At 43.0% G+C, this 14422-nt stretch carries 15 protein-coding genes; 10 read left to right on the forward strand and 5 right to left on the reverse strand.

What is annotated here, in order from left to right:
* Nucleotides 1-128 precede the first annotated feature (128 nt).
* Together LZG73_RS18140 and LZG73_RS18145 are read right to left on the reverse strand one after the other, a co-directional pair.
* Complete coding sequence (locus tag LZG73_RS18140) at nucleotides 129-629, reverse strand: DUF6265 family protein (protein WP_233853241.1); 501 nt, start codon at nucleotides 627-629, stop codon at nucleotides 129-131.
* A gap of 144 nt (nucleotides 630-773) precedes the next feature.
* A complete protein-coding gene (locus LZG73_RS18145) occupies nucleotides 774-2666 on the reverse strand; it encodes an amidophosphoribosyltransferase (protein WP_233853243.1) in 1893 nt (630 codons plus the stop codon).
* 251 nt (nucleotides 2667-2917) lie between these two features.
* Between LZG73_RS18145 and recO the strand changes: the two genes are divergently transcribed.
* Both recO and LZG73_RS18155 read left to right on the forward strand, forming a co-directional pair.
* Nucleotides 2918-3613: a DNA repair protein RecO gene (gene recO / locus LZG73_RS18150; protein WP_233853249.1), complete on the forward strand. Its 696-nt coding sequence runs from the start codon at nucleotides 2918-2920 to the stop codon at nucleotides 3611-3613.
* 66 nt (nucleotides 3614-3679) lie between these two features.
* Nucleotides 3680-4411 (forward strand): hypothetical protein, encoded by a 732-nt coding sequence (locus LZG73_RS18155; RefSeq protein WP_233853250.1) that lies wholly within the window; start codon nucleotides 3680-3682, stop codon nucleotides 4409-4411.
* A gap of 356 nt (nucleotides 4412-4767) precedes the next feature.
* Here LZG73_RS18155 and lptB read toward each other — a convergent pair whose 3' ends face one another.
* Nucleotides 4768-5499 carry an LPS export ABC transporter ATP-binding protein gene (lptB, locus tag LZG73_RS18160; protein ID WP_233853254.1) on the reverse strand — a complete coding sequence of 244 codons (732 nt, stop codon included), beginning with the start codon at nucleotides 5497-5499 and terminating at the stop codon, nucleotides 4768-4770.
* A 66-nt stretch (nucleotides 5500-5565) separates the two neighbouring features.
* On the reverse strand, nucleotides 5566-7278 hold the full coding sequence (gene recJ, locus LZG73_RS18165; RefSeq protein ID WP_233853257.1) for a single-stranded-DNA-specific exonuclease RecJ: 1713 nt from the start codon (nucleotides 7276-7278) through the stop codon (nucleotides 5566-5568).
* 118 nt (nucleotides 7279-7396) lie between these two features.
* Here recJ and ruvX point away from each other — a divergent pair, with 118 nt between their 5' ends.
* From ruvX to LZG73_RS18180, 3 genes are read left to right on the forward strand one after another with little or no spacing between them, the layout of a single operon-like run.
* Nucleotides 7397-7810: a Holliday junction resolvase RuvX gene (gene ruvX / locus LZG73_RS18170; RefSeq protein WP_233853259.1), complete on the forward strand. Its 414-nt coding sequence runs from the start codon at nucleotides 7397-7399 to the stop codon at nucleotides 7808-7810.
* A 38-nt stretch (nucleotides 7811-7848) separates the two neighbouring features.
* Nucleotides 7849-8433: a peptide deformylase gene (gene def, locus LZG73_RS18175; RefSeq protein ID WP_233853261.1), complete on the forward strand. Its 585-nt coding sequence runs from the start codon at nucleotides 7849-7851 to the stop codon at nucleotides 8431-8433.
* 33 nt (nucleotides 8434-8466) lie between these two features.
* Nucleotides 8467-9261: an amidohydrolase gene (locus tag LZG73_RS18180; protein WP_233853263.1), complete on the forward strand. Its 795-nt coding sequence runs from the start codon at nucleotides 8467-8469 to the stop codon at nucleotides 9259-9261.
* Nucleotides 9262-9288: 27 nt separating this feature from the next.
* Here LZG73_RS18180 and gatC read toward each other — a convergent pair whose 3' ends face one another.
* Entirely contained in the window at nucleotides 9289-9576 is a 288-nt protein-coding gene (gene gatC, locus LZG73_RS18185) for an Asp-tRNA(Asn)/Glu-tRNA(Gln) amidotransferase subunit GatC (protein ID WP_233853264.1), read from the reverse strand.
* Nucleotides 9577-10194: 618 nt separating this feature from the next.
* Between gatC and LZG73_RS18190 the strand changes: the two genes are divergently transcribed.
* The 5 genes from LZG73_RS18190 (at nucleotide 10195) to LZG73_RS18210 (ending at nucleotide 14355) form a co-directional block, all read left to right on the forward strand.
* Complete coding sequence (locus tag LZG73_RS18190; RefSeq protein WP_233853265.1) at nucleotides 10195-11034, forward strand: MotA/TolQ/ExbB proton channel family protein; 840 nt, start codon at nucleotides 10195-10197, stop codon at nucleotides 11032-11034.
* A gap of 61 nt (nucleotides 11035-11095) precedes the next feature.
* Complete coding sequence (locus tag LZG73_RS18195) at nucleotides 11096-11710, forward strand: biopolymer transporter ExbD (RefSeq protein WP_233853266.1); 615 nt, start codon at nucleotides 11096-11098, stop codon at nucleotides 11708-11710.
* A gap of 34 nt (nucleotides 11711-11744) precedes the next feature.
* A complete protein-coding gene (locus LZG73_RS18200; protein ID WP_233853267.1) occupies nucleotides 11745-12323 on the forward strand; it encodes a biopolymer transporter ExbD in 579 nt (192 codons plus the stop codon).
* 26 nt (nucleotides 12324-12349) lie between these two features.
* The gene (locus LZG73_RS18205; protein WP_233853268.1) at nucleotides 12350-13174 is read left to right on the forward strand and encodes an energy transducer TonB; all 825 of its coding nucleotides are present in this window, start codon (nucleotides 12350-12352) and stop codon (nucleotides 13172-13174) included.
* A 224-nt stretch (nucleotides 13175-13398) separates the two neighbouring features.
* The gene (locus LZG73_RS18210; protein ID WP_233853269.1) at nucleotides 13399-14355 is read left to right on the forward strand and encodes a substrate-binding domain-containing protein; all 957 of its coding nucleotides are present in this window, start codon (nucleotides 13399-13401) and stop codon (nucleotides 14353-14355) included.
* Nucleotides 14356-14422 lie beyond the last annotated feature (67 nt).

The following is a 14422-nucleotide window of genomic DNA, read 5'->3' on the forward strand; positions in this document are numbered from 1 at the left end:
TGACAAGCATAAGCCGGAAAGCTGCACCGTGTTTTCTGTTTTTGCCCATAAAAATGCCCCCAAGAAGTGTCTAACTTTTTGGGGGCAGTGCATTTCCGAATCGCTCTTGCTAAACTTTCTTTGGCCAATTATGGAATGCGGTTGAATATAAAAAGGTCTGCAAAAACCCATTTGTTATCTTCCATTTTCCCGCGCTGAATCACCAGCTGATTTTGTGAGCGTCTTTCATAAATGATCCGCACCGACACATCGTCTTTTTCAAATAAAGCCTGATTTTTCTTCGCTTCGATGAAGTTGTAAGTGTCAGACACGTTTTTTTCTTCTAATGCAATCAGTCCGGGTTTGAAATGCTTTACTCTGGCAATCGGGCCTTTTTCAGATTGTTCGAATGCAAAAACTTCATACAGAGCCGGTTTATCGTCTTTGATCATCCGAATGTAACCCATAATGTTGTTCCCGGCAGGGCCTGTCCAGCCCGCTTCGATCGGGCCGCCGTTATAGGTTCCAAGCCAATGTCCCTCGAGAAAGCTCAGGTCATTTAATGTTCCAGTGGATGCAGTTTGCGCTTTTGCGAATGTTGTCAGCAAGAAGAGTGCTAAAAAAAGAGGAAAGCTTTTTACTAATTTCATTTTGGTAAAATGGATCGTGGATTTAGGTTTAATCAGTGCCGCGGATTGCGATCCCTGCGTCGCCAAGTTCCATAAAATAAGCTGAATTACAAAAAAGAGCCGTCCCAAAATCTGAGACGGCTCTTGAAGCATTATATTTTTTAATTAATAAGCTCTTTCCAATTTTCCTTCGTGAGAATTGGCGAATGCCTTATTTACAACTTTATTCCCTCCCAATGTTGGATAATTTCCAGTGAAATACCAGTCTCCCAAATGTTGCGGACAAGCCTTATGCAAGTTCTCAACGGTCTGGAAAACAACGGAAAGTTCCGCATTCAACCCTTTCGGACGAATGATCTCGGCAATCTTATCAGAAATCTCCTGATCCGTGAAAGGCTCGTACAGCGCTTTTACGTAATTAGTATGATATGGATTTTTTGTCGCGATGGAAGTCATGCTGTGCATGTAAGTGTCTTCCAGCAAATATTCCAGATCGCGCTCTTCAAGCAATTTTAGCACAGCTCTAAAAGCAACAAAATCCTTCATTCTGGACATATCAATTCCGTAGCAATCCGGAAAACGGATTTGCGGAGCGGATGATGCAACAACGATTTTCTTAGGGCTTAACCGGTCAAGCATGGTCAAAATGCTCTTTTCAAGCGTCGTTCCGCGCACAATAGAATCGTCAATAATGACAACCGTATCCACATTCTTACGCACAACCTCAAAAGTGGTATCGTACACGCTCGAAACCATATCATCGCGCAAAGCATCGGCAGTAATAAACGTCCGCGATTTCACATCTTTGGTAACAAGCTTTTCAATTCGAGGCCTGAATGAAAGCACTTTTTCAAGGTCGGCTTCAAACAAAATGCCTTCCATGATTGCCTGCTTACGCTTCTTGGCCAAATATTCCTCCAAACCTTCAATCATCCCCAAAAATGCTGTTTCAGCCGTGTTCGGAATGTAAGAGAAGATTGTATTTTCAAGATCGTAATTAACCTCTTTTAATATTTGCGGGATCAAAAGCTTGCCTAGCTGCTTGCGCTCGTTGTAAATGTCCGGATCAGTTCCGCGAGAGAAATAAATTCTTTCAAAGCTGCAAGAGCGTTTTTCTAGCTGAGGCAAAATCGGGAATTCATTGTATTCACCATTTTTGTCAACGATCAAAGCTGAGCCAGGTGTAATTTCCTGAATCTGATTATAATCAACATTGAAAGCCGCCTTAATGGCTTGTTTCTCAGATGCAACGACAACAACTTCATCATCTGCATAATAGAACGCAGGACGAATTCCAGCTGGATCGCGGATCACGAATGAAGCGCCATAACCCGTCAAACCACACATTGCATAACCACCATCAAAGTCTCTGCACGACCTGTACAGTAAGCGTGGCAGGTCAATGTTTTCTTCGATAACGTCAGAAAGGGTCGGATTTTCGTAGATTCCTTTGAAGCGTTCGAACACCCTTTGATTCTCTTCATCAAGGAAATGTCCTATTTTCTCCATCACCGTTACTGTATCCACTTTTTCTTTTGGATGCTGTCCCAGCGAGACAAGTTTTCCAAAAAGTTCGTCCACATTGGTCATGTTGAAATTCCCCGCCATCACCAGGTTGCGGCTTCTCCAGTTACTCTGGCGCAGCATTGGGTGACAGTTCTCAACTTCATTAGAACCATGTGTCCCATAACGCAAGTGACCCAGCCAAACCTCGCCTGTAAAAGCCAGATTTTCCTGCAACCATTTGCCATCACTGGCACGGTCTCTGTGGTTCTTTAAACCCTTGCGAAATTTCTTGTGAATTTTTGAAAAAATGTCCGTAAGTGGCTGAGGTTCTACGGATCTGTATCTGCTGATGTATCGTTTCCCGGGCGGGACATCTATCTTGATATTAGCAACTCCGGCTCCATCTTGTCCCCGGTTTACCTGTTTTTCCATCATTACCGAAAGCTTGTGGACTGCGTATAGCGGTGTCTCGTACTTGTCGATGTAATATTGATAAGGCTTTCTAAGACGGATAAGTGCTATGCCGCACTCATGCTTAATGGCGTCGCTCATATAAGGAGTTATGCGTTAGAAATCTTTTTGTTTGCAGCGATGCAAATCGTGTTCCTTGAATACTAACCTAACGAATTTGTCTTCTAAAATAGTTCGTTATGCATTGCAAAGGTACAAATCCTTTGGCTTAAAAAACTGCTAATTTCTTTGAATTTTACAAGCAGGCTTTTTGATCAAATCATAATAACAGACCAGCCTGCGCTCACTAATGGAAAGATAACTATTTTTGATTAAAAGGCCAGCTAATTATTATGTTACATAAAACCAGAGGCGTTGCTTTAAGCTATATCCGTTATCGAGAATCTTCCATTATCGCCAAGATTTACACGGAAGCCTTTGGTATTCAGACTTATATCGTGAATGGTGTCCGGAGTAGCAAATCGCGAACTAACCGGATTGCATTGTTTCAGCCGCTTACATTGCTGGATATGGTTGTTTATCATAAAAGTAAGGAGGACACGATTCACAGGATTTCGGAGATGAAATGTTATCAGCCTTTCCAAACCTTGCCTTATGATGTCGTAAAGTCCAGCCTGGCGCTTTTTGTTACGGAAATGTTGAGTAAAACATTAAAAGAGGAAGAAAGTAATGCGCTGCTTTTTCATTTTATCGAGGAATCTGTCACCTTCCTTGATCTTGCCGAAAACACATTTGAAAACTTCCACATTCAGTTCTTAATGCAGCTGGCGTCATTTCTTGGGTTCGGGATTGAGGCGGTTGAAGATCTTGAAAATGAGCTGAAACACAATCACTTTCCACATTTGGCTGATGCAACCGAGCGTAACGCGACCATTGAATTACTGAATCACCATTATGGAATCAGCATTCCGCTGGACCGTTCCCGACGCATCATGATTCTTGAAAAACTGATCTTTTTTTACAAAATCCATATGGAATCTTTGGGCGAAATCAAATCACTGGAAGTTTTGCGGGAGGTTTTGAAATAAGCACTTGGAGCGCACTGGTGGCATAATTTTGATAACGTATATTGCATATCAAAATTCAATCAACCGATGAAACATTTACTGACAGCCACACTTGTTTTTGTATCCTTACTAGGATTTGCTCAGGAACGCCTGCCGCAGGAACGCCTGCCGCAGGTTCCAAAGGGTGCCTGGAAATCGCAGGAACCCACCGGCAGCGCTTCTACATTGATCGTTGCGGACAATTATCTTGCAATTGCATCCTATAGTATTGGTAATAAATATTTTGAAAGGGCAGAAGGCGGACCATTCACCATGAGTGGCGACCAGATGACTTACACTCCAGAATTTAACTCTGCGGACACGGCCAAAATCGGTGTTCCAATTGTTTTCACGGTTACGGTGAAAGATGATATTCTAACATTAAAATACGAAGAAGCAATGGTGTGGATGCGTGTTGATGACGCAACTTCCGCGCCTATGGCAGGCGCATGGCACATTACACAAAAAGCCGGCGGGCAAGGTGAAATGGCTGCAATCCATGAAGAAGGCACAAGAAAAACGCTGAAATTGCTTTCGGCGACCAGGTTCCAATGGTTTGCAATCGATCCGGCAGTTAAAGGTTTTTATGCAACCGGCGGCGGCACTTATACACTGAAAAACGGAAAATATACAGAGAACATCCAGTTTTATTCAAAAGACAATAACCGTGTGGGTTCCTCAGTGAAATTCGACCACAAAATGGAAGGCGGGCGCTGGGATCATAGTGGAAAAGGCAGTGATGGAAAACCCGTTCATGAAATTTGGGAAAAGATCCAGTAAGCAATTCCTAAAAGTTATAATTTAGATTTGTTCAAAATAATTTTTACCATTTGTTTGAATCATTCTAAATAGCGCTTACATTTGTTTCAGAATAACAGCAAACGAATGAGCGCTTTTACATTGATGGATCCTGCTGATTGTGCAGTTGGAGATGTGACCTGGATGAAATCTTTGCATGACAACACGGAATGTGTGTTCAAGAAGTGCTGCGAAAAATATAAAAAGAAAGGGAAGCACTGTAAAAAGTGTCCTAAAAAATAATAACTGCGGTTTCGTTCCTGAAACCAATACAGTTCATGGTGAATAATTGTAAGAAGGGGAATGCCGCGAAGCGTTCCCTTTTCTATGTCTAAGGGCTATATTTTGCGTTTCAATTCGAAATTTTGACCCAGGTAAACGCGCCTTACGACCTCATCCTCAGCCAATTCCTCTGCGCTTCCTTGCTTTAATATTTTTCCTTCAAACAAAAGATAAGCGCGGTCCGTGATGGAAAGCGTTTCATTTACATTGTGATCGGTGATGAGGATGCCAATGTTTTTGTGTTTCAATTTGGCCACAATGCTTTGAATGTCTTCCACCGCAATCGGGTCAACTCCGGCGAATGGCTCGTCGAGCAAAATGAATTTTGGATCCACAGCGAGCGAACGGGCAATTTCGGTCCTGCGTCGTTCTCCTCCCGAAAGCACCATTCCTTTGCTTTTGCGCACGTGCGTTAAGTGAAACTCTTCCAGCAATTCCTCAACTTTCAGTTTCTGATCCGCACGCGACATGTCGGTCATTTCCAGCACAGCGCGAATGTTCTCTTCCACCGTTAGTGACCGGAACACCGATGCTTCCTGCGCAAGATAACCCAGACCCAGGCGTGCGCGCTTGTACATGGGAAGGCTTGTAATGTCCTTATCGTCCAGATAAACTTTTCCGCTGTTGGGTTTCACCAATCCTACGGCCATGTAAAACGAGGTCGTTTTGCCTGCGCCATTAGGGCCAAGCAAACCTACAATTTCGCCTTGTTCAACCTGGTAACTTACATTGTTGTTGACAAGACGAACCCCGTATTTTTTCACAAGGTTTTCGGTTCTTAATATCATTTTTTTTGAATATGCTGGCGCGAAGCTGCGCTTCGTGCCGAAGTTTAGCGAAGCTCCAGCTTCGTGTTATAGTATTTTAATATCCTTCAAAGACAGTTGTAACGTTTTTTTATCCCGAAAGTTATTCTCTTCCAGGCAATAGGCGATTGAGAACGGCCTTCCGTTAACCAGATCAGGATAAAAGTGCGCCATACCAAAGCCAATCGCGGAAAATACATTTGAGTTATTCTGCTTCACATCAAATTTCAAATGCTTTTCCTTCATAATCGTTGGCCTGCCTGCTAAGCTGACATTGCGCGATTCGAATGTCGGCGTCATGTTTCCGGGACCGAAAGGGCCCATTTGTCTTAATATATTGTAAAACTTCGGCGTGATCACTTCCAGATCCAGCAGCATATCAATGTTGATCATTGGAATAAGTTGTTCCGGCAGGATGCGGCTGCTTACAATATCATTGAAGCGCGTTTTAAAAGCTTCCACATTATCGAGCGGCAAAGTGAGTCCGGCTGCAAAAGTGTGCCCGCCATATTGTTCCAAAAGATCCGCACATTCCTCAATCGCTTCATACACATCAAAACCCGGAACCGACCGCGCTGACCCGGCGGCTTTTCCATGCGATTGTGTGAGAATAATTGTAGGCCGATGATATTTTTCAATGCAACGACTTGCCACAATTCCGATCACGCCTTTGTGCCAGTCTTCCTTATATAATACGGTGCTTTTCGCATTGGCAAACCAGTCGTCGTTTTCAATCATTAAAAGCGCCTGTTCCGTGATGCTTGTGTCAAATGTCCTGCGGTCGCTGTTGTGTTTATTAATTTCCTGAGCAAAATCAGCAGCAACGTCATCCTCTTCACAAAGCAAAAGCCTGACCGCCTCCCTGGCATGCTTGATCCGGCCAGCAGCGTTAATTCTGGGCCCGAGTCCGAAAACGACATTGGTTATATCGAGCAAGCCATTAAGTCCAGCAATTTGAATCAATGCTTTTACGCCGCATCTTGGAGCCGCATTTAGTCTTTGCAATCCAAAATAAGCCAAGGTGCGGTTTTCACCTGTAATGGGAACAATGTCGGAAGCAATGCTGATAACCAGCAAATCCAAATGGTCAAATAATGCTTTCGGATCAATTTGCCGATCCATGCAGAACGCTTGGAGCAGTTTAAAACCAACGCCACAACCGGTCAGCTCTTTATACGGATAAGCGCAATCTTCTCTTTTTGGGTCGAGCACGGCAATGGCCGGCGGCAATTCTGAGCCAGGACGGTGGTGATCACATATAATAAAGTCAATTCCGCGTTCAGCGGCGGCAGTCACTTTATCAACAGACTTAACGCCGCAATCCAAGGTGATGATTAATGTAAAACCGTTGTCATGCGCAAAATCGAGACTTTGCCATGAAACGCCGTAACCTTCTTCGTAGCGGTCTGGGATATAATAATCGAGATTAGGATAAACTTTTTTCAAAAATCCATAAAAGAGTGCGACGGAAGTGGTTCCATCCACATCGTAGTCGCCGTAAATAAGGATTTTCTCACCATTGCTGATCGCCTCGTTGATCCTTGCCACTGCCGCAGGCATGTCTTTCATTAAAAAAGGGTCGTGCAGCTGCGAAAGATCGGGGCGGAAAAAGTTGCGGGATTGTTCAAAATCAAGGATTCCACGTTGCACCAACAATGTGGCCAGGGACTGACTTACTTTAAGCGATTCTGCCAGTTCGTGTACAATTTGTTGTTGTTCAGGGGTAAATTCAGGGTTGTGTATCCAGCGCTTTTCAATCATGAAACAAAGATAATCGGATTCTGTGATGCACGGACCAAAATCTATTATCACGCCGCACAATCAGGAAAAGCTAATTGAAAGGTCTTATCTTTGCAAGCAATTAACATTAATTAGGAAAATGCCGCGTCTTTTGGCGATTGATTATGGTGCTAAACGCAGCGGGATAGCTGTCACAGATCCGCTGCAAATCATTGCTACGGCGCTTGAAACTGTCCGAACGCATGACTTGCTTGATTTTTTGAAAAAATACACAACAAGTGAGGCAGTGGAGACATTCATTATCGGAATGCCCAAACGGCTCGATAACACCGAAAGTGAAAATGCAGCACGTGTTTTGACCTTTGTTAAATTGCTGAAAAAGACATTTCCCCAAATTCCTGTGCATACGCACGATGAGCGATTTACGTCTTCCATGGCGTTGCAATCAATGATCGCTGCGGGCTCCAAAAAAAGCGACCGACGGGAAAAAGGAAATATTGACAAGATCAGCGCAACCATTATCCTGCAATCTTTTATGGAGAGCAAGAGATAAAATTTGAAATACATTAAAAACGAATAAAGTCGCATTACATGATTTATCCCATCGTAGCTTACGGAGATCCGATACTGAGAAAGCCAACCCAATTTGTTGAAAAAGACCAGCTTGATCTTAAGAAGCTTTCGGAAGATATGTTCGAAACCATGCATGGCGCAAATGGCGTTGGACTGGCCGCTCCGCAGATTGGAATGAATATCCGCGTGTTTGTTGTGGACGCAACGCCGTTTAGTGAAAAAGATGATGACGACGACGATGAGCCGGATCTGTCACTGGCCGATTTTAAGAAAACATTTATCAATCCCGAAATCCTTGAAGAAACAGGCAAGGAGTGGGCATTTGAAGAAGGTTGTTTGAGCATTCCCGGCATTCGTGGAGATGTTTATCGTCCCGAACGCGTAAAAATTCGTTACAGGGACACGGATTGGAATGAATACGAAGAGGAATACACCGGAATGGCTGCCAGGATCATCCAACACGAATATGATCACTTGCTAGGAAAACTTTTTGTGGATTATTTGCCAACATTGAAAAAGCAGTTCATCAAAAAGAAACTGGCAGACATTACCAGGGGCAATGTGGATTCCGATTACAGAATGCGCTTTCCGGGTAGGAGATAAGGGTCAAGTTTCAATGTTTAATCTCCTTGTTGAATGAGCGCATTGCTGCAAAATGACACTCTATCCGTCGCTTTAATCCAGACAGATCTTTTTTGGGAAGATACCACCGCAAATCTAGCGTCGCTGGAAGAGAAAATTGCGATGCTTTCTGAAAAAGCAGATGTTATTGTGCTCCCGGAAATGTTTAATTCCGGATTCACCATGAACACTGCCGTCGCCGAGCCGCTGAATTTTACCACAACGCGCTGGATGAAACAGATTGCCGCACAGACGCAGGCTTTGCTGATCGGTAGTTTTGCAGTAAAAGACGAAGGTAAATTTTACAATCGTTTGCTTTGCGTTCAGCCGGATGGGTCCTATCTATATAATGATAAGCGACATCTTTTCACTTTTGGGAAAGAAGATCAGACTTACACGCCCGGCAATGCGAAATTGATTATCGATTATAAAGGCTGGAAAATCTGTCCGTTGGTTTGTTACGATCTACGATTTCCCGTGTGGAGCCGCAATGTTGCAGCTGATCCTTACGACCTACTTATATATGTAGCCAATTGGCCCGCGAAAAGGGCGCATGCCTGGAACACATTGCTCAAAGCCCGGGCGATTGAAAATCAGAGTTATGTGGTGGGTGTCAACCGGATAGGAGTCGATCCGAATGGTCTCACCTATCAGGGAGATTCTGTTGCGCTCGATTATTTGGGAGAGCCGCTGCATATGCTGCAATCGGCAGAGGCAGAGAAAGTCGTTACATTCAGAAAGGGAGAACTCGTTTCCTACCGCAATGCATTTCCGGCACTAGCCGATGCAGACGCATTTCAACTGATTTGATGATCTCCGGGACAAAGTGTCCAAATGTTACTCAATCACCTTAGGCACCATCAAGTAGGATGCGTTCTTTGACGGAGCGTTTGCAAGTGCTTCTTCGCGGGTCATGCTGTTAACGCCGACATCTTCCCGCCAATTATTTACCTCATCTAATATATGTGTGAGGGGCTCCACGTCGTTAGTATTAACCTCGTTCAGTTGTTCCATCCAGGTCAACACGGAGTCCATACTCGCCAGAATGCCTGCTTCTTCCTCTGGTTTAATCTCCAGACGGGCCAGGTTAGCGATCTTTTTAAGGGACTCTTTATCAATTTTCATTGTGTTATGAATTTGTTAAGTTAACGGACAGCTTCAAACGGTAATCCAAAATTACCAAATTTTGCAATTCGATTCAGGGTGCAAGAAATTATTCGGCAACGGCATGCGATTCTTCAACGCAAGTGATGTCTTGATTCTGTTGTTTTATTAGAATTTGCTATCAGTTACAAAATGCAGGATATGCGAATTTTAAAAATGCACTTTAAGCGCTAGTAGGAGAAAAATAATATTTGCTTTTCTAATGGTTTGTTGAAATATTTTGAAATACAATGCTGCCCTTTGAAAAACATGTTAACTGAAATTGTAGTAAAGAGTACAATTATGTATAGATTTGATTTTGAAACGCATTCTATTCGTAATCAGCACTAAAACGAGAATAATTAAGAAAATTAAATGTCCGTGATTCTTTAAATTATGCAATTTATGCAGGCTATGTCAAAAATTTTGAGAAAAAAACTGACGAAATGCTTGCTTTTTTTTAAAAGGAAAACTCATACTTTTGTAGAAGGCTGATATTTAAAACCCGGCCAAAATTTTATTTTACCAAATCCAGTTTTAACCAAAAGTTTTATTTAATTCACAACCAAAATCTCAATTTAACCTTTAAAAGTAAGTCTGATGGAAAAGAAAGCTACAAGTCCGGCACCAGCTCCCAAGCCTGCTGCGGCAGCAACAAAAGGCAAAGGCGGTTTGAACCCGGCATTGGTAATCCCTCTATTATTTGCAATTGCATTAGTTGTTTACATTTTCGTGTTAGGGGCTCCCGAGCACTTTAAGGATGGCGATCACGCAAAAGGCCCAATCGATGGTGATTACTACGGAATCGTTTACAAAGGAGGTCCTATCGTACCAATTTTGATGACTTGTTTCCTGATCGTTTTAACATTTACAATCGAGCGTCTGATCACATTGAACAAAGCTCAGGGATCTGGAAGCATCGATTCATTCGTTGTGAAGTTGAGAGGTCTTCTTGACAAAAACCAAATCGAAGAAGCAATTAGAGAATGTGACAGACAAAAAGGATCTGTTGGTAACGTTATCAAAGCAGGTCTTTTGAAATATAAGCAGTTAACTACTGAAACTGCACTTGACAAAGAACAAAAACTGGCTGCTCTTCAGAAAGAAATTGAAGAAGCAACTACGCTTGAATTGCCAATGTTGCAGAAAAACCTTACCATTATCGCAACACTTGCGGGTGCATCTACACTTCTTGCACTTCTTGGAACGGTAATCGGTATGATTAAAGCGTTCGCGGCCTTGGGTACATCAGGTTCTCCTGACTCAGCTGCACTTGCAACAGGTATTTCTGAGGCCCTTATTAATACGGCACTTGGTATCGGTACTTCTGCAATCGCAACAATCTCATACGCTTACCTGAACAGCCGTGTTGACGACCTTACTTATAGCATCGATGAAATCGGCTTAAGCCTTCAATCAAACTTTGCTACACATTATTAATAGTTTTTTGAACTATTAATATGGAAGTTACGTTAATATACAAAAAACTTATATATTTGTTATGGGAAAGGTAAGACCTAAGAAGCACGCGCCGCATACGGATATGACAGCGATGACTGACGTAGCGTTCTTACTATTGACGTTCTTTATCATGACGGCAACTTTCAAGTCGAATGAAGCGGAGATTACAACTCCGTCTTCCATTTCGCAGATCAAAGTTCCGGATGATGACATTATGGTCATTAGTATTGACAAGGCAGGCAAGGTGTTCTTCGGAGTGGATGCGAAACCAGTGAGAGCAGCAATGCTTGAAAACATTGGTCAATCAAAAGGGATTACGTTTACGGAAAATGAAAAGGCAAAATTTGCATTGCAATCGAGCTTTGGGTTTCCTTTGAACCAGTTGAAACCTTGGTTGAACATGTCAAAAGAGCAAATGCCGAATGTGAAGCAACCTGGTATTCCGGTTGATTCAACAGGAGCTAGCGAGCTTGCTGACTGGGTTTATGCTGCACGTAAAGCAAACAGCCAATTGAGAATTGCATTGAAAGGCGACAACCTTTCTAAGTTTCCAGTTTTCAAGGATGTTTTGTCAAACTTGCAGTCGCAGAATATTAACAAGTTCAACCTGATTACAGGTAGCGAACAAGCGCCTGCTGGCTACACAAACGACTAGTTTTGTAACAAGAACATTTTAATAATACAAAGCAATGGCAGCAATTGAAGAATCGGGTGGTGGGCATGGCAAGGGCGACGGTAAGGTTCGGGCCAAGAAGATGTCCACTCGCGTGGACATGACACCAATGGTTGACTTAGGATTTTTGCTTATTACGTTTTTCATGCTTGCGACAACTATGTCGAAACCAACATCAATGACGTTGGCTGTGCCTGATAAAACGGATGAAGAAGATCAAGAGAAAACCGAACCGCTTAAAGCGTCGAAAGTGCTTACCTTGTTTATGGGAGCAAATGACGATGTTTATTATCTTGACGGAATTGCCGCAGATGATGATAAGGCAGTAGCATCTATGAAGACAACTCGTTATGGGTTCGATTTAAGAAGCGTAATTTTTGCCTCTCAGAAGCGTATTAACGCAGCAAATCCAAAAGATGAAAAAGGGAACGATCCTTTTGTTGTGGTAATCAAGCCAACGCCCGTGTCAACCTACAAGAATATGGTAGACGTTTTGGACGAAATGGCAATTACCAAATCAAAAAGATATGCACTTGTGGAGACTCTGACAGATTCGGAGAAGAAACTCTTGGGTGACAAAATCGTAGCTAAATAATTTATTCAAATCTAATTTAAAGCGCCATGGCAGAAATAGGCCCGAATGCTACACTGGATGATATAGTGTTTGCTGATCGTAACAAGGCGTACGGTGCATTTTCTCTTCGTCAAGGATATCGTGCAGATGTGACGAAGGCTACTTTAATCGGAGCAGTTTTGTTTGTACTGGCCATGTTTACACCGTCTATTATTAACAAGCTGACGGCTGGCGAGGAAGAAGAGGTTGCAATGGTTGAGGTGGATTTAATGAAAATACCACCGCCGCCAATTGATCCGGCAGAACCACCACCACCACCACCACCACCGGTTGAACAACCTAAGGTGAACACGGTGAAGTTCTTGCCTCCTGAGGTAAAAAAGGACGAAGAAGTTCCTGAGGAAGTGCCACCACCAACAGTGGAAGAGATAAAAGAAGCTGTTGTTGCTGACAAGACGATCGAAGGAGATCCAAATGCGAACGAGATCATCGTTGCTCCGGAAGCAGTTGCAGCGCCTAGTAAAGGAACGGTTGTAGAAGCAGCGCCAGAACCAGAAAAGGTTTTTACCGTTGTTGAGCAGCAGCCAGAGTTTCCAGGTGGAACCGCGGAGATGTACAAATACTTAGGTAAAAATATCAAGTATCCAAGTGCAGCTTCACGTGCTAACGTTTCAGGAAGGGTTTTCATGTCATTCGTTGTGAATGTTGATGGAAGTATTCAAGATGTGGCGGTATTGAAAGGACTTGGTTTTGGTTGCGATGAAGAGGCTATCCGTGTTGTGAAAGCAATGCCGAAGTGGAAGCCAGGAAAGCAGTCGGGACGTGCGGTTCGTGTTAAGTACAACTTGCCAATCAATTTCCAACTGGAGTAACTCATGAGGGAAAAACCATTGCATGAGAAGATCGGTGATCTAACCTCTGTTGTAATGGCTCTGACATACATTGGAGGAGGGGTCTTTTTGGTCCTCTCCTCCTTGTCTTTTAGGTTGTTACCTGTTGGCAGTCTGGCCAGAAATGCGTTTGCTGGCACACTTATTTTGTACGGAGCTTACAGAGGATACAGGGTTTGGAGAAAAAGAAGACACCGCGAGGAACTATGAAATTTTGGTCAGCCGGCTTAATGCTTGGCACATGTTTGGGGGTTCTGAGCTTGACAAGCTGTGGTGATTCTAATGGAGATTTGGATAATCCTAGGCAAGGAACGATTACAGTTGCTTCCGACGAATCGTTTAAGCCCTTGGTCAATGCGCTTACCAACGCATATGAAGGCATTTATCCGAACACGCATTTCAAGTTGAATTACAAGCCTGAACAAGAGGCGATCCGACAACTGCTTAATGACAGCGCGAGGGTTATTTTCGCCACGAGGCAGTTAAATGAAAAAGAAACAGAGATTATCAAAAAGCAGAAAGGATCTTACAAGTTTCAGCATATCGCGACGGATGGACTAGCATTGGTCATAAGTAAAACCAACTCAGATAGTCTGATCACAATTCCGGAAATTAAGTCGATCCTGGAAGGAAAAATTACTGACTGGTCCCAGTTAAAGGGTGGAAATCAAAGTGGCTTGATTACTTTGGTGTTTGATAATGCTAATGCCAGCAACTTGAATTTCGTCCTTAATAAATTTGGAATAACCAGCATTCAACGTTTGCGTATAATTTCAGCGGGTTCCAATGAGAATGTTATTAAAGACATACGGACAAATCCACTTCACCTGGGTTTTATTGGTGTAAGCTGGATCAGCGACGGTCACTCATTGGCATCAGAAGAATTGTCAAAGGGGATTCATGTCATGGGCGTCGCTCAGAAGGCAAATCCCGATTCGATGTCCAGTTATATACAGCCTTTTCAAGGCGGACTTGAATTTAAAAGATACCCGCTTCACAGAGATTTGTATATCATCAGCCGTGAGGGATACTCTGGTCTGGGTGGCGGTTTAATGACCTATATTGCACGGGATGTGGGTGGCCTGATAATTCAAAAAATGGGCTTGTTGCCAACCGTGCCTTACCCGAGAGAGCTCGAAATAACGACGGGTAAGAATTTTTAATAAGTGTAATACATTTAAGATTTGGGACTTGTTATTGGAAAGCCAAATTTTTTATCATTATTTTAAC

This window comes from Dyadobacter sp. CY326, assembly GCF_021390515.1.
In the GTDB taxonomy this organism is placed as follows: domain Bacteria; phylum Bacteroidota; class Bacteroidia; order Cytophagales; family Spirosomataceae; genus Dyadobacter.